19 protein-coding genes are annotated in these 19,167 nt (G+C 70.5%); 5 read left to right on the top strand and 14 right to left on the bottom strand.

The features are described 5' to 3' along the window. Positions 1-15 precede the first annotated feature (15 nt). The 10 genes from BTH_RS14130 to BTH_RS14085 form a co-directional block, all read right to left on the bottom strand. On the bottom strand, positions 16-324 hold the full coding sequence (locus BTH_RS14130) for an HP0495 family protein (RefSeq protein WP_009893214.1): 309 nt from the start codon (positions 322-324) through the stop codon (positions 16-18). Between the two features lie 33 nt (positions 325-357). Then, positions 358-1,269: a D-amino acid aminotransferase gene (locus BTH_RS14125; RefSeq protein WP_009893216.1), complete on the bottom strand. Its 912-nt coding sequence runs from the start codon at positions 1,267-1,269 to the stop codon at positions 358-360. Positions 1,270-1,353: 84 nt separating this feature from the next. Next, complete coding sequence (locus tag BTH_RS14120) at positions 1,354-2,664, bottom strand: D-alanyl-D-alanine carboxypeptidase family protein (protein ID WP_009893218.1); 1,311 nt, start codon at positions 2,662-2,664, stop codon at positions 1,354-1,356. Between the two features lie 412 nt (positions 2,665-3,076). Continuing rightward, complete coding sequence (locus BTH_RS14115) at positions 3,077-3,721, bottom strand: alpha/beta hydrolase (protein WP_009893220.1); 645 nt, start codon at positions 3,719-3,721, stop codon at positions 3,077-3,079. A 46-nt stretch (positions 3,722-3,767) separates the two neighbouring features. Beyond that, on the bottom strand, positions 3,768-4,085 hold the full coding sequence (locus BTH_RS14110; RefSeq protein WP_009893222.1) for a (2Fe-2S) ferredoxin domain-containing protein: 318 nt from the start codon (positions 4,083-4,085) through the stop codon (positions 3,768-3,770). Positions 4,086-4,233: 148 nt separating this feature from the next. Further along, complete coding sequence (locus BTH_RS14105; protein WP_009893224.1) at positions 4,234-5,445, bottom strand: VanZ family protein; 1,212 nt, start codon at positions 5,443-5,445, stop codon at positions 4,234-4,236. Positions 5,446-5,476: 31 nt separating this feature from the next. Continuing rightward, the gene (locus BTH_RS14100) at positions 5,477-6,109 is read right to left on the bottom strand and encodes an ABC-type transport auxiliary lipoprotein family protein (protein ID WP_011401747.1); all 633 of its coding nucleotides are present in this window, start codon (positions 6,107-6,109) and stop codon (positions 5,477-5,479) included. 18 nt (positions 6,110-6,127) lie between these two features. Next, positions 6,128-7,057: an MlaD family protein gene (locus tag BTH_RS14095; RefSeq protein WP_009893226.1), complete on the bottom strand. Its 930-nt coding sequence runs from the start codon at positions 7,055-7,057 to the stop codon at positions 6,128-6,130. A gap of 25 nt (positions 7,058-7,082) precedes the next feature. Further along, positions 7,083-7,925: an ABC transporter ATP-binding protein gene (locus BTH_RS14090; RefSeq protein WP_009893227.1), complete on the bottom strand. Its 843-nt coding sequence runs from the start codon at positions 7,923-7,925 to the stop codon at positions 7,083-7,085. Beyond that, on the bottom strand, positions 7,922-9,046 hold the full coding sequence (locus tag BTH_RS14085; RefSeq protein ID WP_009893228.1) for an MlaE family ABC transporter permease: 1,125 nt from the start codon (positions 9,044-9,046) through the stop codon (positions 7,922-7,924). Before BTH_RS14085 ends, BTH_RS14090 begins: the two co-directional genes overlap by 4 nt. Before the next feature lie 310 nt (positions 9,047-9,356). Here BTH_RS14085 and BTH_RS14080 point away from each other — a divergent pair, with 310 nt between their 5' ends. From BTH_RS14080 to BTH_RS14060, 5 genes are all read left to right on the top strand, one after another. Further along, positions 9,357-11,420, top strand: coding sequence for a bifunctional 2',3'-cyclic-nucleotide 2'-phosphodiesterase/3'-nucleotidase (locus tag BTH_RS14080; protein WP_019256579.1), 2,064 nt, complete (start codon positions 9,357-9,359; stop codon positions 11,418-11,420). Between the two features lie 80 nt (positions 11,421-11,500). Beyond that, positions 11,501-12,385 carry a tetratricopeptide repeat protein gene (locus tag BTH_RS14075; RefSeq protein ID WP_009893230.1) on the top strand — a complete coding sequence of 295 codons (885 nt, stop codon included), beginning with the start codon at positions 11,501-11,503 and terminating at the stop codon, positions 12,383-12,385. Positions 12,386-12,736: 351 nt separating this feature from the next. Continuing rightward, positions 12,737-13,699, top strand: coding sequence for a biotin--[acetyl-CoA-carboxylase] ligase (locus tag BTH_RS14070; protein WP_009893233.1), 963 nt, complete (start codon positions 12,737-12,739; stop codon positions 13,697-13,699). Next, positions 13,696-14,475, top strand: coding sequence for a type III pantothenate kinase (locus BTH_RS14065; RefSeq protein WP_009893234.1), 780 nt, complete (start codon positions 13,696-13,698; stop codon positions 14,473-14,475). Before BTH_RS14070 ends, BTH_RS14065 begins: the two co-directional genes overlap by 4 nt. A 99-nt stretch (positions 14,476-14,574) precedes the next feature. Continuing rightward, positions 14,575-14,982 carry a hypothetical protein gene (locus tag BTH_RS14060; RefSeq protein WP_223297027.1) on the top strand — a complete coding sequence of 136 codons (408 nt, stop codon included), beginning with the start codon at positions 14,575-14,577 and terminating at the stop codon, positions 14,980-14,982. Positions 14,983-15,033: 51 nt separating this feature from the next. On the opposite strand, the gene rfaE2 is transcribed toward BTH_RS14060, so the two are convergent. The 4 genes from rfaE2 to BTH_RS14040 all read right to left on the bottom strand — a co-directional run bounded on the left by rfaE2 (position 15,034) and on the right by BTH_RS14040 (position 19,088). Further along, the gene (gene rfaE2, locus BTH_RS14055; RefSeq protein WP_009893237.1) at positions 15,034-15,519 is read right to left on the bottom strand and encodes a D-glycero-beta-D-manno-heptose 1-phosphate adenylyltransferase; all 486 of its coding nucleotides are present in this window, start codon (positions 15,517-15,519) and stop codon (positions 15,034-15,036) included. Positions 15,520-15,648: 129 nt separating this feature from the next. Further along, positions 15,649-16,524: a ferritin-like domain-containing protein gene (locus BTH_RS14050; RefSeq protein WP_009893238.1), complete on the bottom strand. Its 876-nt coding sequence runs from the start codon at positions 16,522-16,524 to the stop codon at positions 15,649-15,651. 455 nt (positions 16,525-16,979) lie between these two features. Then, positions 16,980-18,212, bottom strand: a complete 1,233-nt coding sequence (locus BTH_RS14045; RefSeq protein ID WP_009893239.1) for a patatin-like phospholipase family protein — start codon at positions 18,210-18,212, stop codon at positions 16,980-16,982. 36 nt (positions 18,213-18,248) lie between these two features. Continuing rightward, on the bottom strand, positions 18,249-19,088 hold the full coding sequence (locus BTH_RS14040; protein ID WP_009893241.1) for a PhaM family polyhydroxyalkanoate granule multifunctional regulatory protein: 840 nt from the start codon (positions 19,086-19,088) through the stop codon (positions 18,249-18,251). Between the last annotated feature and the right edge of the window lie 79 nt (positions 19,089-19,167).

Genomic DNA, 19,167 nt, shown 5'->3' with positions numbered 1-19,167 from the left:
CCTGACGGCCGGCCGTCACAGCACGACCTTGACCATCGGATGGCCCGTCAGCGCGCGGTAGATGTTGTCGAGCTGCTCCTGGCTCGTCGCGCGCACGGTGATCGTGAGGCCCGTGTAGTTGCCGCCGCTCGACGCGCGCTCCTCGATCTTCTCGAGATCGATCTCGTTGTCGTGCACGCTCACGACCTTGAAGATCGTGTCCTTGAACTCCGGATGCGCGCGGCCCATCACCTTGATCGGGAAGTCGCACGGAAACTCGAGCAGCGTTTCCTTGGGCGTGGCGATTTCGCCTGTCAGCTCGACGGTCTTGTTCGGTTCGGTCATGTCGTTTCTCCACGCGTCGGCGGTGCGGCCCGCTCAGACGCTTTCCATCTCGTGCGCCTTCGCGCGCTGATACGCGGCGTACAGCGCGTCGAACACCGGGCCCGGCCGGCCGCCCTGCACGGGCAGATCGTCGAGCCGGGTCACGGGCAGGATTTCCTTCGTCGCCGACGTGAGCAGGATCTCGTCGGCCGCGCGCAGCTCCGCTTCGTTGATCTCGCGCGCGACGAAGCGAATCCCGCACTCCTCGGCAAGTTCCTCGACGAGCGCGTAGCGGATGCCCTCGAGAATCCGGTTGCTGCGCGGCGGCGCGATCAGCTCGCCGTTCTTCACGATCCACACGTTCGACGACGAGCCTTCCGTCACGTTGCCGTCGCGCAGCTGGATCGTCTCGGCCGCGTCGTGCTCCGCCGCATGCTGCGCCATCAGCACGTTGCCGAGCAGCGACACCGATTTGATGTCGCAATGCAGCCAGCGGCGATCCTCGGCCGTCACGCAGTGCACGCCCTGCGCGCGCTGCGCGTCGGTCGGCAGCGCGAGCGGGCTCGCCATCGCGAACACCGTCGGCACCGCGTTCGCCGGAAACGCATGGCCGCGCTTCGCGACGCCGCGCGTCACCTGGATGTAGACGATCGCGTGCTGGCCGTCGCCGAGCGCGGCCGCGTTCGCGTCGACGAGCCGCGCGACGAGCGCGCGCCAGCCCGCTTCGTCGTGCGGATCGGCGATGCCGATCTTCTTCAGGCTGCGCGCGAGACGCGCGAGATGCTGCGCGATCCGGAACGGCGCGCGGCGCGCGCCTTCCGCGTAGATCGGCACGACTTCGTAGACGCCATCGCCGAAGATGAAGCCGCGGTCGAGCACCGGCACGCGCGCTTCGGAAAGCGGCACCAGCTCTTCGCGCGAAGCGACGCTCAAATAGACGATCGGCTCGATGTCGGCTTGACTCATGGCGTTGAACGAATGACGAAAATCGTGACGGAAAGCGCAAGCCCGCGGCGCCGGCGTGTCCGGCGCCGCGGGCTTGCGGACAGCTTACTTCTTTTTGCTGAACATCAGCAGGATCGAATCCCAGATGCGGCCGAGCAGGCCCGCCTCGGGCACCGGCTGCAGCGCGACGACCGGGAATTCCGCCACCGTCTTGCCGTCGGCGACGAGCTTCACCGAGCCGACCGCCTGGCCGTCCGCGAGCGGCGCGATGAGCGGCGCGTTCAGCGCGACTTCCGGCTTCACCTTGTCCGCCAGGCCGCGCGGCACGGTGATGAACTGGTCCTTCTTCACGCCGACCTGCACGTTGTTGCTCTTGCCCTTATAGACGCGCGGCGTGTCGATCGGCTGGCCGGCCTTGTACAGGCGCACCGAATCGAACGCGGTGTAGCCGTAGTTCAGCATCTTCATGCTGTCCTGCACGCGGTCGCTCTCCTTCGTCTCGCCCATCATCACCGTGACGAGGCGGCGCGTCGCATCGGCCGCGCCCGGCAGCGAACGCTTCGCCGACGCGATCAGGCAGTACCCGGCCGCCTGCGTGTGGCCGGTCTTCAGGCCGTCGACGGTCGGATCGAGCCACAGCAGCCGGTTGCGGTTCGGCTGCTTGATGTTGTTGTACGTGAATTCCTTGACCGAGAAGATGTTGTAGTAATCCGGATAGTCGCGGATCAGGTGCGTCGACAGCGTCGCGAGATCGCCCGCCGTCGTGTAGTGGTTCGGGTCGGGCATGCCGTTCACGTCGGCGAAGTGCGTGTTCTTCATCCCGAGGCGCTGCGCTTCAGCGTTCATCATGTTGACGAACTGCGCCTCGCTGCCGCCGACGAGCTCGGCGAGCGCGATCGCCGCGTCGTTGCCCGACTGGATGATCATCCCGTAGACGAGATCGTGCACGCTGACGGGCTTGTTCGCCTCGATGAACATCCGCGACTCGTCGCGGCCGACGCGGCGCACTGCCTCGCTCGGCGTGACGATCTGCTCCATCGTGATCTTCTTCGCGTCGAGCGCCTCGAACACGAGGTAGGCCGTCATCAGCTTCGTGAGCGACGCCGGCTCGACGCGCTCGTCCGCGTTGCCGGAGGCGAGCACCTGGTTGCTCGACGCGTCGACGAGCACCCACGAGCGCGCGTTCACGCCCGGCGGCGGCACGGCGCCCGGCGCATAAGTGGCGGGCGCGCCCGTCGGCGCGGCGGCGGCCGGCGCGGCCGCGTGCTTCGCCTTGGCGGCGGGCTTCGCCTGCGCGACGGCGATCGTCGACACGAGCGCGGCGGGCAGCACGATGCCGAGCGCGACGTTGCGCGCGGCGACGGCAATGGCGGTGGAGGAAGCGAGTGACGTGAGGCCGAGGGAAGACAGACGCATATCGATTCAGGCTGGTGGCAGAAATTGCAGCGCGCACGGGGCGCACGGTTGAAGGGCCGGTCGGCGGCGTTGCGGCGGCATGTCGGGGAACGAAGGCTCGCGAAACGCGCCGATTGGACACGCGGCGGCGCAATCGGTTCGCAGAGCGAAAAGCGGCGCGGCGGCCTGCACGGCGCATCGGACGTCCGTGCGCACGGGCCGACGCAAAACCCGGCCATTATACGGAAGTTCGCCGCGGCCACTGCCGGGATTGGGGAGCTTGTCGCGCGGCGGACGATGTGGCGCGGTTGCGGCGCGCGGGCCGCCGGCCGCGCGCCGGGCCGCGCTCGCTCGGCCGCGCATGTAACGCATCGCCCGCGCCGCTCGGCACGGCACGGCACGGCACGCATCGCCGCTCGTTGCGCGTTGCCCGTCAGCGCCACGCGCCGACGATGACGCGCTTCAGGATGTGCAGCTTGCGATGGAAGAAGTGCTCGGCGCCCGGAATCACGACGACGGGCAGCTCCTGCGGCCGCGCCCAGTCGTAGACCGCCGCGATCGGCACCGTGTCGTCGTGCTCGCCGTGGATCACGATCGTGTCCTCCGGCACGTCGGCGACCTGCCAGCGGCTCGCCGCGGTGCCGACGAACACCATCCGCTCGATCGCCTGCCCCGCGTCGCGCAACCGCTTGCCGACGTGCGACAGCACGAACGTGCCGAACGAGAAGCCCGCAAGCACGATCGGCAAGTCCGCATGGCCGGGCAGCGCGCGCATGTGCGCGAGCACCGCGAGCAGATCGTCGGCCTCGCCGACGCCGTTGTCGTGCTCGCCCTCGGTCGCGCCGACGCCGCGAAAATTCGAGCGGATCACCGCGTAGTTGAGCTGGACGAAGATGCGCGCGAGCGTCTGCGCGACCTTGTTGTCCATCGTGCCGCCGAACAGCGGATGCGGATGCGCGACGAGCGCGATCCCGCGCGGCGCGGCCGAGCCGTCGCGCACGGCGTCGGGCAGGTCGATCGCGATTTCGATGTTGCCGACGGGGCCGGCGATCAGGGACTTCTGGGTATGGGCGTTCATGCGGCGTTCATGCGGACGGCGTGCGGGGCGATTCGAAAAACCGTGCTCAGATTCTCAGGCGCTCGACCACCTGGCCGTCGCGCAGATGCGATTCGACGATTTCGTCGATGTCGTTCTTGTCGACGTACGTGTACCACGTGCCTTCCGGATAGACGACGACGACGGGGCCTTCCTCGCAGCGGTCGAGGCAACCCGCCTTGTTGACGCGCACCTTGCCCGCCCCCGCGAGGCCGAGCTCCTTCACGCGCTTCTTCGCGTATTCCTGCATCTCCTGCGCGCCGCAGTTCGCGCAGCTCGGGCGCTCGGCGTCCTTTTCGCGCTGGTTCAGGCAGAAGAAGACGTGGTGTCGGTAGTAGGGATCCATGATGTGGCCCGTTGCATGCGGACGCCGCGTGAGCGCCCGGCGTTATTGGACAGAACCTCGGACAGAACCTCGGACGGAAACCGGACGAAGACGATCGGCCGGAATCGGCGGGCTAGCCGTAGCCGATTCGTCGCGGATTCGTGGCCGATTATAGCGACCGGCGCCGTTTGCCGCTGGCGCCGCGCGACGCGCCCGCGCCGTGCTTCGCGAGCCACGCGCGCTCCGCGCGGCCGGCGAGCCAGACGAGCGCCGCGTACGGCCAGAACCACGCGAGCCAGCGCGCGATGCTGTTGAAGTGCACGTAGCGGCCCTGCCGCCAGCCGGACAGCGCGAAATCGAAGAACGGATTGACGGGCAGCACGTTGACGAGCGCGAGCGCGACGGCGAGCGCGGCCGCCGCGAGCGCCACGCGCCATGCGCCCGGCAGCCGCAGCGCGACGATCGCGGCGACGAGGCCCGCCGCGATGCCGCGCAGCGCGCCCGGCGTCGCCCAGTCGAACACGAGCCCCGTGTACGACTGCATGAATGTCGCGGCCGCCTTCAATGCAAGCGCGAGCGCGGTGAAACCGACGACGAGCCGCACGCGCGGCGCGCGCTCGCGCATCGCGAGCGACGCGACCGCGAGCGCCGCGAACAGGCCGAGCGCGGCGAGCAGCGTCTCCCACGCGGAATCTGACATGAGGCCGTCGAGCCGGTCCGGCCACGCGGGGACGTTCCACGCGCTCGGCGCCCACGCGAGGAGCGCGCCGCGCATCGACACGTCGGCGCGCGCCCACAGCTCGCTCGGCCAGTCGCCGATGCCGAACAGGAACGGCGACGGAAACAGGATCGCGCCCGCCCACAGCGCGCTCAGGAAGAGCGGCGTCGACGCTTCGCGCTCGAACCACGCGAAGCGCACGCGCCGCACGATGCCGCGCTCGATCAGCGCGGTCGCGGCGGGCGCGGCCGCCGCCGCGCCGACGAGCGCGCCGAGCGCGTTCGCCGCGAGATCGAGGTTCGACGACACGCGCGTCGGCAGATAGGTCTGCAGCGCCTCCATCGCGCCCGAGAGCAGCGCGCCGAGCAATGTCGCGACGAGTGCGGCCGGCACGCCCCGCAGTGGATAGAGCGCGAGCACCGCGAGCGCGCCGAACGGCAGATAGCCGATCACGTTGCTGACGACGTCGAACGCGGTCAGATAGCGCGGCAGCGGCGCGAGCAGAAAATCGAACGGGCCGATGCCGAGCGAGCGCCAGCCCGCGAACGGATAAAGCGACGCATAGACGACGAGCGCCGCGTAGACAGCGAACGCCTGACGCGCGAGCGTCGAATGACGACGCTGCCTGCGCGCGGCGGGTGTCATCTCGGCGGCGCCGCGCACGGCGCGGCAGGCGCGGCGTGCGCGGCGGCGTTCATGGCGTGGCCGCGTACGTCTGGACGCCGAGCCACGCGACGAGCTGCGCGACGAACTCGTCGCTCGCCGTGGCGAGCGCCTGCGCGCCGCCCGCCGCGTCCGGCGTGCTCGCCGGCGCGCGCGACACGAACGTGCGCTGGCCGAGCACCTTGCCGTCCTGCGTGAGCGTCGCGCGCGCGGTGACGGCCGCGTGGCTCTGCGAACGGCCGTCGAACACCTGCTCGAACTCGGACAGCTCGACCTTCAGCACGGGCGCGCGCACGCCGTCGTCGCCCTCGAGCACCGCGCCGCGCCCCGACAGCGCGCCGCGCAGCCGCTGCGTCAGCAACTGCGCGGGCGGCGCCGTCCATTTGCTGTCGCGGTAGACGGAGATCCGCTGCGCGTCCGCGTACGCGAGCCGGTAGACGAAGCGGTCCGTGTTGAGCGCATCGGGCGCGCTCACGTCGAGCACCTTGAGCGCGGGCCCCGTGCCCGACGACGCGGCCGGCCGCACCGGACCGAGGTCGTAGCGGATGTTCGTGAGCGCGGCGGGCGTACCCGCGCAGCCGCTCGCGATCGCGAGCGCCACGGCGAGCGCGAGCGCCGCGCGGCCGCGGCGGAACAATGAACCTGACATGAAGTGTGCGTGCATCGCGGATTCCAGAAAAACTTATTGGGCGGGTGCGGCGCTCGGCCACGCGAATCCCGTCTCGCCCGGGCCCGGCTCGGCTGCCGGCGCGCCGAACAGCAGGCTGCGCGGATTGCGGCCGACGTCGCCCGCGACATCCTTCAGCGTGCGCGACGCGTCGCCGACGTTCGTCGCGAGCGCGTTGAAGCGCGGCAGCGTGTCGTAACGCACGCGCGCGCTCAGCTCGGCGAGCGTGTCGTTCATCGACGCGAGCGCCTGCCCCGCGCGGTTCAGGTTCGTGACGAGCGGCCCGCCGGGCGCGACGAGCGCGTTCGCCGCGCTGAGCGCGTGGTTCACGTGCTCCATCGTCTGCGGCATCTGCGCGAGCGCGGGCTCGACCTGCCTCGACAGATGGGTGACGCCGTCGGCCGCGTGCTGCATGCTCGCCGCGGTCGCCTTCAACTGATCGCGCATGTCGGGCGACAGCATCTCGTTCACGCTCTTCGCGGCGATCTCCATCTGCTTGAGCAGCACATCGCCGCGCTGCTGGAGCTGATCGAACAGGCTCGGGCGCATCGGGATCTGCGCGACGGCCTTCGCCGACGTCGGCAGCGGCGCGAGATCGGCGCCCGTGTCGTCGAGCTGCACGAACGCGATGCCCGTCACGCCCTGGAAGCCCAGGCTGCCGAACGTCGAGCGCGTGATCGGCGCATGCGTGTCGACGAGGATGCGAATCACGATCTGGCCCGGATGGCCGCGATCGAAGTCGATCGACTGCACCTTGCCGACATCGAGCCCGCGATAGCGGACGGCTGCGTCGGGAAAGAGCCCGGTCACGTTCGAGCGCGATACGAGATCGTACGGCACGCGCACCGTGCGATCGACGTTGAACCAGTAGACCGCGCCGACGATCGCGGCGAGCAGCGCGATCGTGAAAAGGCCGGCCCAGAACGCGTGTGATTTGTTTTCCATGCGGGGGTTCCCTCGTGTTCCTTGACTACAACTCGACGTCCGAAGGCGCCGGCTCGAGCGCGGCCTTCGGCAGGCGCGCGCGACGCTCGGGCGGCAGCGCCTGCAGCGCGCGGCGGCCGCGCCGGCCGAGAAAGTACTCGCGGATGAACGGATGATCGACGCCCGCCGCCTCCTCGACGCTCGCCGCGACGAGCACCTTGCGATCGGCGATCACCGCGACGCGCGTCGACAGCGCGACCATCGTGTCGAGATCGTGCGTGACCATCACGACGGTCAGGCCGAGCGTGCGATGCAGCGTCGCGATCAGCTCGACGAACTCGTCGGACGCGCCGGGGTCGAGCCCCGCCGTCGGCTCGTCGAGAAACAGCAGCTCCGGCTCGAGCGCGATCGCGCGCGCGATCCCGACCCGCTTGACCATCCCGCCCGACAGCGCGGCCGGCATCTTCGACGCATGCTTGCACGGCAGCCCGACCATCTCGAGCTTGAGCATCACGATGTCGTGCAGCAGGTCCTCCGGCACGCGTCCGAGCTCGCGCAGCGGCTGCGCGACGTTGTCGAACACGGAGAGCGACGAGAACAGCGCGCCGTGCTGGAACAGCATGCCCGAGCGGCTGCGCATCACGCGCGCGGCGTCGGCGTCGATCGTCGAGGTGTCCTCGCCGAACACCTTGATCGTGCCTGCGCTCGGCCGCTCGAGCCCGAGAATCTGCCGCACGAGCGTCGTCTTGCCCGAGCCCGAGCCGCCGACGATCGCCACGATCTCGCCGGAACGCACGTCGAAGTCGAGGTGCTCGTGGACGACGTTGCGCCCGTAGCGCTTCGTCAGGTCGCGCACCTCGATCACGAAATCGTCGTCGCGCGCGCTCATCCGAGCCCCACGTTCTGGAAGAGGATCGCGAACACCGCGTCGGCGAGGATCACGACCGTGATCGACGTGACGACGGACGTCGTCGTCCCTTCGCCGAGGCTCTGCGAATTCGCCTTGATCCGGAAGCCGAAGTGGCATGCGACGAGTGCGATCAGCATTCCGAACACGACGCCCTTGCCGAGCCCGATGAACAGGTTCGCGATCGGCACGACGGACGGCAGCGAGCGCACGAAGAAATTCAGGTCGATGCCGAGCACGAACTTCGCGGCGAGCGCGCCGCCCGTGAGCGCAATGATGTTGGTCCACATGACGAGAAGCGGCATCGCGACGCCGAGCGCCAGCACGCGCGGCAGCGTGATGCGCAGGCCGTGCGGAATGCCCATCACGCGCATCGCGTCGAGCTCTTCCGTCACGCGCATCACGCCGATCTGCGCTGTGATCGCGGAGCCCGAGCGGCCCGCGACGAGGATCGCCGACAGCACGGGCCCGAGCTCGCGAATCACCGACAGGCCGAGAATGTTGACGATGTAGCGGTTCGCGCCGAACAGCTGCAACTGCTGCGCGGACAGATACGACAGCACAATGCCGATCAGGAACGCGACGAGCGCCGTGATCGGCAGCGCCTTCGTGCCCGCCGCGTAGACGTTCGCGGAGATCTCGGTCCACGGCATCGTGCGCGGGCGGCGCAGCACCGAAAGCAGATCGACGATCAGGCCGCCGAGCAGGGCGATGCCGCCGTACAGGTGCTCGCCGAACGTGAAGAGGCCCTGGCCGAAGCGCGTGACGGGATCGATCCGCACGACGGGCTCGGGCGCCTCGCGGCCCGCGTCGAGCCGCTCGATGCGCTCGAACACGGTGCGCTGGTTGTCGGTGAGCGCGATCCCGGCGGGCAGCCTGCGGCCCCACACGCGCCAGAGCGCCTGGCCGCCGACGTGATCGAGCCGGTCGACGCCCGACAGATCCCACTCGCCGACGGGCTCCTTCGCGAGCCGGGCGATCCGGCGCGCGACGTTGCCGCGGTCGCGCGCGAGCGCGAGCGCCGTCCACTGGCCTGACAGGCGCACGGTCTGGCCTTGGCTGCCGGCGTCGACCGACAGGCCGGGAGGGGTCTGGAAGTTCAAGGGCGATTTCGCAAAACGGTGACAGAGGCCATTGTAGCGAACCGCCTCGCCGCGCGAAGTCTCGTTTGGCCCGTCCGCCCGGTACGGCACGGCGCCGCGCACGCGCGCGGCGCGCGGTCCGCATCGGCCGCTCCCGCGCCGCGCAAGCTTCCGGTATGCTTTCCGCGCGCCTTCCGGTTGGCCGTCCGCGCGCTTTCATTCTTCGGTCACGTTTCCTTTCGATACTCTCACGCGCTGGATGCCAGGCCGCCGGCGCATGCGCCGCTCACGCCATCCCCGGCTCAACGGAAACAGAACAGGAATAATCCCGATGCCATTCCCCTTGCGTTTTCGCCGGCGGCGCCTAGCCGGCGCCCTCGTCGCATGCGCGGCGCTCGCCGCCGGCTGCAACGACGACGTCGGCTCGCCGCCGCCCGCATCGTCCGGCGCGCAGACGCCCGCCGGCACGAAGGCGACGCTCGCCGTGCTCGAGACGACCGATCTGCACACGAACGTGCTGTCGTACGACTACTTCAAGCTCGCGGCCGACAAGTCGCTCGGCTTCGAGCGCGTCGCGACGCTGATCGCGCAGGCGCGCGCGCAATACCCGAACACGCTGCTGCTCGACAACGGCGACACGATCCAGGGCACGGCGCTCGCCGACTACCAGGCGCTCGTGAAGCCCGTGTCGTGCGGCGAGACGCTCGCGATCTACAAGGTGATGAACGCGGCGAAGTTCGACGGCGGCGGCATCGGCAATCACGAATTCAACTACGGGCTGCCGTACCTGTCGCAGGTGACAGGCAACGCGTTCGCCGTCGACGGCCTGCCCGATCCGGCGCAGCAGAAGAAATGCGCGGGCCCGAACTTCCCGCAGGTGCTCGCGAACGTGATCAGCGCGAAGACGAACGCCCCCCTCTTCACGCCGTACACGATCCTCACGAAGACCGTCACCGCGACGACGCCCGACGGCCGCACGATCACGGCGCCCGTGAAGGTCGGCATCATCGGCTTCACGCCGCCCGCGATCATGAGCTGGGACAAGCGCTGGCTCGACGGCAAGGTCTACACGACGGGCCTGAAGGAAGCCGCCGAGAAGTACATCCCCGAGATGCGCGCGAAGGGCGCGGACCTCGTCGTCGCGATCTCGCACGGCGGGCTCGACAACTCGCCGTACTCGCCGACGATGGAAAACGGCAGCTGGTGGCTGTCCACCGTGCCCGGCATCGACGCGATGCTGATCGGCCATTCGCACCAGGTGTTCCCGGATGCGACGAGCACGGTCGCGCAGTTCAACCTGCCGGGCGTCGACAAGGTCAAGGGCACGGTCAACGGCGTGCCGACCGTGATGGCGAACTACTGGGGCAAGCACCTCGGCGTGATCAAGCTCGGCCTCGCGTTCGACGGCAAGGCGTGGAGCGTCGACAAATCGCAGACGAGCGTCGAGGCCCGCTCGATCCAGAATCCGGACAAGAGCTACGTCGACGCCGATCCGTCGGTGGCCGCGGCGATCGCGGCCGAGCATCAGGCGACGATCGACTACGTGAAGACGCCGATCGGCGCCACCGACTACCGGATGACCAGCTATTTCGCGGACGTGGGCGACCCGGGCGCGATCCAGATCGTCAACGAGGCGCAGGCCGACTACGTCGCGAGCTACGTGCGGGCGAACCTGCCACAGTACGCGTCGCTGCCGGTGCTGTCGGTGAGCGCGCCGTTCAAGAGCGGCTTCGGCGGCGGCGCCGATTTCACCGACGTCGCGGCGGGCGCGCTCGCGATCAACAACGCGGCCGATCTCTATCTGTATCCGAACACGGTCTACGCGGTGAAGGTGAGCGGCGCGGACATCAAGAACTGGCTCGAGACCGCGGCGAAGCGCTTCAACACGATCGACCCGACGAAGGCGACCGTGCAGAAGCTCGTGAGCGCGTTCCCCGGCTACAACTTCGACATGTTCACGTCCGCCGATCTGCGCTACGAGATCGACGTCACGCAGGCGGCCGGCAGCCGAATCAGGAACCTCACGTACAAGGGCGCGCCGATCGATCCGAACGCGCAGTTCATCGTCGCGACGAACAACTACCGCGCGAGCGGCGGCGGCAACTTCCCCGGCCTCGACGGCAGCAAGACGATCTTCGCTTCGCCCGACGCGAACCGCGACGTGCTGATCGCGTACATCAAGAAGCGCGGCCAGCTCACGCGCGCGGCGGACGGCATGCAGCGCAGCTGGCGCTTCACGAAGCTCGCGAGCTCGGTCGCGCACGTGCAGTTCGCGTCGGCGCCGAACCTCGTCGCGCTCGCGAACGCGGCGAGCCTCGCGGGCATCACGCAAGTCGCGGCCGACGACGGCTCGGGCAAGGGGCTCGCGACTTACGAGATCGATCTGACGCAATGACGGCGCGGGCGGCGAACGCGCAGCGAGGCTGCGCCGCGCGCCGCCCCGCCCGTCGACCACGAAACCGATTCACCTCGACGATGAACCCGACCAAGAATCTGCTCTCGACGCGTGCCGCGACGCCGCCCGATCACGCGCGCCGCCCATCGCCGCCGCGGCGCATGCTGCGCGCGACGCTGTCGCCCTTCGGCATGCTCGCCGTCGCGGCGGCGCTCGCGGCGGGCGTCGCCGCGACCGGCAGCATCGGGCACCCGGCGTCCGGCGCGCCGAACGCCACCCGCGCGCAGCTCGACGAATGGCGCGCGATGGTCGAACAGGCAAGCGAGCCGAACGCGCTCGGCCGCCTGCGCGCGCTTGCGCAGCGCGGCTCGACCGACGCGCAGGCGGCGCTCGGCCTCGCGCTCGCCGGCTCGCGCGATCTCGCGCTGCGCGACGAAGGCCGGCGCTGGCTCGAGACCGCCGCGCACGCGAGCCCGCCCAACAGCGCGCCGACGAGCGCGGGCGAGCGCGACGCGCGCCTCGCGCTCGGCAAGGCTTGGCTGCTCGGCACGGGAGACGTCGCGCGCGACTACCCGCGCGCGCTCGCGATGCTGCGCCCGCTCGCCGCCGCGGGCGATCCGAACGCCGCGTACTACGTCGGCCTCATCTACCGCAGCGGCTACGGCACGCCCGCCGATCCGACCGAGGCGGCCCGCTGGTTCGAGCTCGCCGCGCAGCACGACATTCCTGCGGCGCAGTTCATGCTCGCGAACGCGTACCGCGACGGCAGCGGCGTGCATCGCGACGAAGCGCGCGCGCTTGCGCTGTACCGGCAGGCCGCCGACCGCGAACTGCCGGAAGCGGTGCAGACGCTCGCGATCGCGTACCGCAACGGCGAGCTCGGGCTGCCGCGCGACCCCGACGCATTCCGCGCGCAATGGATCGAGGCCGCGCACGCGCTCAAGCATCCGGCGCTCGCGCCGTAAGCGCGCGGCGGCAAGCGGCGCGGTGACGGTGACGGCGGTTGGCTGTAGCGGTTGGCTGTAGCGGTTGGCTGTAGCGGTTGGCGGTGGCAGTTAGCGATGGCGGTTAGCGGTGGCGCTGAGCGCTGAGCGCCGAGCGGCGGACGATGGGCAGCGGACAACAGTCGACGAACAAGCTGGCGACGGCCCGCCGCTGCGCGCGCGCCGCGATCGAGCGCCGCCGCCCGCGCGCGGCTATGATGGGCGCATCGCCGACGAACCCGCGCACGGACGCGATCCGCCCTCCCCGTCAAGCGACGGGACCGTCGAACATTACGCTGGCAACCGTCGACCAGTTCCGCAACAATACGCGCCATGAATGTCGCCACCCGCCCTCCAACGCCCGCGAACGACGGGCCGCTCATCGATCGCGCCCGCGTCGATGCGCAACTCGCCCCCGCGGCGCGCGAATGGTCGATCGAGATCGTCGACACGACCGGTTCGACCAACGCCGACCTCGGCGCGCGCCTGAAGACGCTGCCCCGCCGCCGCGACGCGCTCGCCGCGCCGATCGCGCGCATCGCGTACGAACAGACGGCCGGACGCGGCCGGCAAGGCCGCCCGTGGTTCGCGAAGCCGGGCGACGCGCTGCTTTGCTCGGTCGCGTGCGTGCTGCCGCACCCCGTCGGCGCGCTCGCGGGGCTGAGCCTCGCCGTCGGCGCGGCGCTTGCCGATGCGTTCGCCGCGCTGCCCGCCGCACCGGGCGACGCGCCGCGCGCAGGCGTCGGCGGCGCTGCCCCCCGCATCGCCCTCAAATGGCCGAACGACCTGCTCGTCGCGACGGCGCGCGACGGCGAAGCCGCGATCGTCGGCAAACTCGCCGGCGTGCTGATCGAAACCGTTTGGAACATGAGCGACGCGACCGCGGTCGTGATCGGCTTCGGCGTCAACGTGCGCGCGGCCGACACCGCCGCCGCCGAAGTCGACGCGCTGCGCGCGCGCGACGCGACGCTCGCGGGCGGCCTGCCGCCCGTCGCGCTCGCCGCGGTGCGAGCCGGCGCGACGCTCACCGATACGCTCGCCGCCGCGCTGAACGCGCTCGCCGCCGCGCTGCCCGCCTTCGCGGCCGAAGGCCTCGCGCCGTTCGCCGCGCGCTGGAACGCGCTGCATGCTTACGCGGGCCGCGAGGTCGTGCTGCTCGAACGCGGCGCTGAGCTCGCGCGCGGCGTCGCCGTCGGCATCGACGAAACCGGCCAGTTGCTGCTCGACACGCCCGCCGGCAGGCAGGCGATCGCGGCGGGCGACGTGTCGCTGCGCGCGCCGGGAGCCCCCCGATGAGCGGTGTGTGCTTGCTGATCGACGCGGGCAACAGCCGCATCAAGTGGGCGCTCGCGGACACCGGGCGCCATTTCGTCACGAGCGGCGCGTTCGAGCACGCGGACGACACGCCGGACTGGTCGACGCTGCCCGCGCCGCGCGGCGCGTGGATCTCGAATGTCGCCGGCGACGCGGCCGCCGCGCGCATCGACGCGCTGATCGACGCGCACTGGCCCGCGCTGCCGCGCACCGTCGTGCGCGCGTGCGCCGCGCAGTGCGGCGTGACCAACGGCTACGCGGAACCCGCGCGCCTCGGCAGCGACCGCTGGGCGGGGCTCATCGGCGCGCACGCCGCGTTTCCGGGCGAACATCTGCTGATCGCGACGTTCGGCACGGCAACGACACTCGAAGCGCTGCGCGCGGACGGCCGCTTCACGGGCGGGCTGATCGCGCCCGGCTGGGCGCTGATGATGCGCTCGCTCGGCATGCACACCGCGCAGCTGCCGACGGTGTCGATCGACGCGGCGACGAGCCTGCTCGACGAGCTCGCCGCGAACGACGCGCACGCGCCGTTCGCGATCGACACGCCGCATGCGCTGTCCGCCGGCTGCCTGCAGGCGCAGGCGGGGCTCATCGAGCGCGCGTGGCGCGATCTCGAGAAAGCGTGGAAGGCGCCCGTGCGGCTCGTGCTGTCGGGCGGCGCGGCCGATGCGATCGTGCGCGCGCTGACCGTCCCGCACACGCGGCACGACACGCTCGTGTTGACGGGCCTCGCGCTGATCGCGCATTCGGCGTGACGCGCGCCGCGCGCGCATGCGGCCCGCGCGCGGCGCCCGAAGCAACGCATCGCGACGATGCGCGACGGATTGACGTGAACGAAACGATTCCTGGGAGTATTGACGATGCTGCGCTGGCTGATCTCGATTCTCTTTCTCGCCAACATGCTCGCGTTCGTCGTGGTGCGCGGCGTGTTCGGCCCGCTGCCCGCCGCGGGCTCGCGCGAGCCGGGCCACGCGCTGCTGCAGGTGCGGCCGGATGCGTTGCGCGTGACGCCCGTGTCGCAGGCCGCGGATCAGCCGATCGTCGGCGGGCCGATCGTGTCGCCGACGCTCGAAGCCGCGCCGCTGAATGCGCTCGGCGCGGCGGCCGATCCGGCGTCCGGCGCGGCGCCGGGTTCGCCGGCGGCGTCCGCGCCCGCGTCGTCGCCCGCCGCAGCCGCGGCGTCCGCCCCCGCGCCGGTCGCGCCGGTCGCGCCGGTCGCGCCGGTCGCCCCGAGCGCCCCGAGCGCCCCCACCGCGCAATAACGCCGCGCGCGGCAGCCACCGTCGCGCGCGAGCGCGGCCGCGCGCACTCGCTCAGCTCGACTGCGAACGCACCTTCTTCAGCAGCTTGGTCGTCGAGCGATCATGCTCGAACGGAATCGCTAGCGAGCGCCCGCCCCAGCCGCGCACGAGCGCGGTTTCGGGCAGCGCGTCCATGTCGTAGTCGCCGCCCTTCACGAGGATGTCGGGATGCACCGCTTCGATCAGCGACACCGGCGTCTTCTCGTCGAAGCCGACGACCCAGTCGACGCATTCGAGCGCGGCGAGCAACGCCATCCGGTCCTCCTGCGCGTTGATCGGCCGATCGTCGCCCTTGCCGAGCATGCGCACCGACGCGTCGCTGTTCACGCCGACGATGAGGCACGCGCCGAGCGCCTTCGCGTCGGCGAGATAGGTGACGTGGCCGCGATGCAGGATGTCGAATACGCCGTTCGTGAAGACGACAGGCGCGGGCAGCGACGCGCGCAATGCGACAAGCGCGTCGCGGGTGATCAGCTTGCGTTCGAACGAAGCGGGCATGGGGCGGAAACTCGTTGGACGGATGAACGGGAAAACGATGTCGGGCGTCGCGGCTCGCGCGCGCCGGCCGCGGCAAAAGAAAAGCCCGCCGGACCTGCGAGCGGGCTTGTCTCGGTGCGGCGCCGCGCGTTACGCGGGCTGCGTGGCGGCCGGGCCGCTCTCCGACTGCAGGCGCGCGGTCACTTCCTTGCGGTAGCGGTTCAGTTCCTGCGCGGTCGCGAACGTGCGCTCGAACAGCACCGACAGGTTGTGCAGAATCCGTTCGACGACCTTCTTTTCCCACTCGCCGTCGAAGCGGATCTGCTCGTCGAGCCAGCGCTCGAGCCATTCCGGATCGGGCAGGCGCGACTGCACGGTGTCGCGCGGGAACAGCGCCTGGTTCACGTGCAGGTTCGTCGGATGCAGCGGCTTCTCGGTGCGGCGCGCCGACGCCATCAGCACGCCGATCTTCGAGAACGCCGCGCGCGCGACGTCGCCGCAGTTGTTGAGCGCCTTCTTCATGTAGCGCAGATACGCGCCGCCATGACGCGCCTCGTCGCGCGAAATCGTCTCGTAGATGTGCTTGATGACGGGCTCGGTATGCCACTCGGCCGCCCGGCGGTACCAGTGGTTCAGGCGGATCTCGCCGCAGAAGTGCAGCATCAGCGTCTCGAGCGGCGGCGCCGGGTCGAACTCGAAGCGCACCGCGTGCAGCTCCTCTTCGGTCGGCATCAGCTCCGGCTTGAAACGGCGCAGGTACTCCATCAGCACGAGCGAGTGCTTTTGCTCCTCGAAGAACCACACGCTCATGAACGCGGAGAAATCGCTGTCGTGATGATTGTCGCGCAGAAACATCTCCGTCGCGGGCAGCGCCGACCACTCGGTGATCGCGTTCATCTTGATCGTCTTCGCCTGCTCGTCGGTCAGGAGCGACGCGTCGAACGTGTCCCAAGGGATGTCCTTTTCCATGTCCCAGCGGACGGCTTCGAGCGACTTGTAAAGTTCCGGATAAAGCATGGTGTTCATGGTCCCACCCCTGTTCTGCGCAATGCGACAACTAAACGAGACTGTTGCGGAAAATCAGCCCAGTGAGGGCGTTTTCGCAGCCAAGTCGATAATTTTACGCGCTAATCCGGGCCCGGACGCAGGTTTCGCGCCGGACGCCGGGCGACCGCGCTTCCACCGTGGGGCAGGCCGCACTCAGCGCTCCCGGCGCTCGGAAGCCGCGTCGCGCGTGCCTGAAAGGCGCCGGCGCACCGCCGGCCTCGTTGCCGGGCTCCGCACGCGCGCGTGCGGCCCGATGTGATGTATTCGGCGGCGGCCATGATAGCACGCGACTGTGACCGTTCCTGGACGGCCGCGGCCGCCGGCGCCGCCACCATGCGGCAAAGCGTCGCAGCGAAAGCATTCTGTCAGCGTGGCGAAAACGCAACCGAAGCAGCGGGGGCGAGGAATGGATGCGCCGACTTCGCCGCGCGCCGTCACGTCGTCGTGCGTCGCGCGGCGTTCGCGCCCGCGCCGACGTTCGCGCCGGGGCCGCGCTCGGCCTGCGCGCCGTGGCGCTCGGCGGACGCGATCCACTGCGCGAGCCGCTCGCGCTGCCCTTGCGCGTCGCGGTAGCCGAGCTCGACGAGTTCGCGCGCGAACTCGGCCTCGAACAGCAGATAGCTCGCGAACGACGCGCCCGCCGGCTTGTTGCCGCCGACCGCGCCGAGCAGCCCGCGCACCGTGAGCGGCAGCCGCTTCAGATGCTTCGATGCGATGAGCTCGATCCGCTCGGACGGCGCGATCGCGAGCACGTCGACGTGCCGCCAGCCGCTCGCCGGCTCGACGTACGCGGGCAGGTGCTCGATCATCCGGTTCACGTGGTCGATCCGCTCGATGTCCGCGCCGATCGAATCGAGGAACACGCTCGCGAGCACCTGCTGGCCGATCTGCGCGAGCGACGGGTAGCCGCGCCCGTTGCCGTTCGCGGCGGGCACCTCGGGCCGCGGGTCTGCCGCACCGACGACGACGATCCGGTCGCTGCCGAAATGGATCGCGGGTGACAGCGGCGCGATCTGCCGGATCGAGCCGTCGCCGAAATACTCGATCTGGCCGTCGAGCACGAGCGGCACCGCGGGAAACACGAACGGGATCGCCGACGACGCGAGCAGATGCTCGGCCGACAGGTCGACCATCCGCGCCGTGCGCTCCGCGCGTCGCCATGCCTGGATCGGCTCGCTCGCCTGATAGAACGTCAGATGGCGGCCGCTCGAATAGCTGAGCGCCGTCACCGACAGCGCGTGCAGCTTGCGTGCCTCGAGCATCAATTCGATCCGGCGAAAGTCGAGCTCGCGCCGCAGCAGGTGCGCGAGCGGCGCGTTGTCGAGCAGCCCGCGCGGCGAGCGGCGCGCGGCCCAGCCGATGCTCATCGCGGCGAGCCAGCGCGCGCCCGCGGCGGCGATGCCGAGCCAGTCGGTCCGGTAGACGCGCTCGGCGCGCAGATGCTCCCAGAATTCGAGCAGACGCCGCACCCCGTGCTCGAAGTCGTCGGCGTGGCTCGCGAGCGACGTCGCGTTGATCGCGCCCGCCGACGAGCCGCAGATCACCGTGAACGGCGACGTGCGCCGCTTCGGATCGACATCGTGCGCGATCTCGGCGAGCCCCTTCAGCACGCCGACCTGATACGCGGCGCGCGCGCCGCCTCCCATCAGCACGAGCGCGAGCCGCATGTCTGCCTCAGCGTGTCCTCGTCGGCGCCGCGCGCGTCACGGGCGGCTCCTGGCCGGCTTCTTCGCGGCGGCAGGTTTCGCTGCGCCGGCCGCGCTTGAAGCACTCGAAGCACTCGAAGCATTCGACGCGCTCGACGCGCCCGGCGCGCGGTCGGCGGCCGAGCCGCTCGTGCGCGGCGCAGCGGCGCGACGCGCTGCCGGCTTCTTCGCGGCGGAGGGTTTCGGCGCGGCGGCCGCGCCCGCCGCGGGCGCGTCGCCCGCCGCCGCCATGCCCGGCTGCGTCATCGCGAAACGCGCGAGCTGGTTGAATTGCGATTGCAGCAGGTTCCACCAGCCCGCCGGATCGAAGGCGTCCGCGCCCGGCGGCGGCGTCTCGCCGCCGGCGTCGGCCGTCGCGCCCGTTTCGGCTTCGGCGCGCGCGCCGGCCGGCTCGCCGGCATCCGCCTCGCGCTTCGTCGACGAGGCCGACGCCGGCGCGGATTCGCGATGCGCCGAGTCGTCGGGCGACAGCGCGGCTTCGGCCGCGGCCATCGACGTCTGCGCGAGCGCGCCGAACGCGCGCAGCGTCGCGAGCGTCGCGCGCTGCACCTCGAGCGCCTGGATCGCGGACTGCAGCATGCCGAGGTTGAGCTTGAGCCACTGTTCGACCGCGCGCAGATCGGTGATCCGCTTGTCGAGCTCCTCGACGCTCGCGAGCGGCGCCATCAGGTCCGACATCGCCGACAGCGACGGCGGCAGCCCTTGCGACGCGCCGGGCAACGCGCTCATCGCGCCGAACGGCGTGAGGCGCATCATGTCCCACATCTTGTCGAGGAAGCCGGCGGGCTGAAAACCGCCGAAGCCGGAAAACGGATTGGAGCCGTTGGTGTCGGTCATCGTCGAGTCCTTCGAAGCGAGTGAAGCGGGTCGCGGGAAAACGCCGCACGGCGGCGGCGTCCATGATCGATCATAGCGC

The organism is Burkholderia thailandensis E264 (genome assembly GCF_000012365.1).
GTDB lineage: Bacteria > Pseudomonadota > Gammaproteobacteria > Burkholderiales > Burkholderiaceae > Burkholderia > Burkholderia thailandensis.
This window is presented reverse-complemented; position numbering and strand designations above follow the sequence as displayed.

What these genes read in the sequence shown, in the direction of transcription:
- BTH_RS14095 (WP_009893226.1), bottom strand. Translation starts at nt 7,057, where the DNA reads ATGGAAAACAAATCACACGCGTTCTGGGCCGGCCTTTTCACGATCGCG.
- BTH_RS14045 (WP_009893239.1), bottom strand. Translation starts at nt 18,212, where the DNA reads ATGCGGCTCGCGCTCGTGCTGATGGGAGGCGGCGCGCGCGCCGCGTAT.
- BTH_RS14125 (WP_009893216.1), bottom strand. Translation starts at nt 1,269, where the DNA reads ATGAGTCAAGCCGACATCGAGCCGATCGTCTATTTGAGCGTCGCTTCG.
- BTH_RS14120 (WP_009893218.1), bottom strand. Translation starts at nt 2,664, where the DNA reads ATGCGTCTGTCTTCCCTCGGCCTCACGTCACTCGCTTCCTCCACCGCC.
- BTH_RS14115 (WP_009893220.1), bottom strand. Translation starts at nt 3,721, where the DNA reads ATGAACGCCCATACCCAGAAGTCCCTGATCGCCGGCCCCGTCGGCAAC.
- BTH_RS14070 (WP_009893233.1), top strand. Translation starts at nt 12,737, where the DNA reads ATGAATGTCGCCACCCGCCCTCCAACGCCCGCGAACGACGGGCCGCTC.
- BTH_RS14040 (WP_009893241.1), bottom strand. Translation starts at nt 19,088, where the DNA reads ATGACCGACACCAACGGCTCCAATCCGTTTTCCGGCTTCGGCGGTTTT.
- BTH_RS14110 (WP_009893222.1), bottom strand. Translation starts at nt 4,085, where the DNA reads ATGGATCCCTACTACCGACACCACGTCTTCTTCTGCCTGAACCAGCGC.
- BTH_RS14050 (WP_009893238.1), bottom strand. Translation starts at nt 16,524, where the DNA reads ATGAACACCATGCTTTATCCGGAACTTTACAAGTCGCTCGAAGCCGTC.
- BTH_RS14080 (WP_019256579.1), top strand. Translation starts at nt 9,357, where the DNA reads ATGCCATTCCCCTTGCGTTTTCGCCGGCGGCGCCTAGCCGGCGCCCTC.
- rfaE2 (WP_009893237.1), bottom strand. Translation starts at nt 15,519, where the DNA reads ATGCCCGCTTCGTTCGAACGCAAGCTGATCACCCGCGACGCGCTTGTC.
- BTH_RS14075 (WP_009893230.1), top strand. Translation starts at nt 11,501, where the DNA reads ATGAACCCGACCAAGAATCTGCTCTCGACGCGTGCCGCGACGCCGCCC.
- BTH_RS14100 (WP_011401747.1), bottom strand. Translation starts at nt 6,109, where the DNA reads ATGCACGCACACTTCATGTCAGGTTCATTGTTCCGCCGCGGCCGCGCG.
- BTH_RS14090 (WP_009893227.1), bottom strand. Translation starts at nt 7,925, where the DNA reads ATGAGCGCGCGCGACGACGATTTCGTGATCGAGGTGCGCGACCTGACG.
- BTH_RS14130 (WP_009893214.1), bottom strand. Translation starts at nt 324, where the DNA reads ATGACCGAACCGAACAAGACCGTCGAGCTGACAGGCGAAATCGCCACG.
- BTH_RS14065 (WP_009893234.1), top strand. Translation starts at nt 13,696, where the DNA reads ATGAGCGGTGTGTGCTTGCTGATCGACGCGGGCAACAGCCGCATCAAG.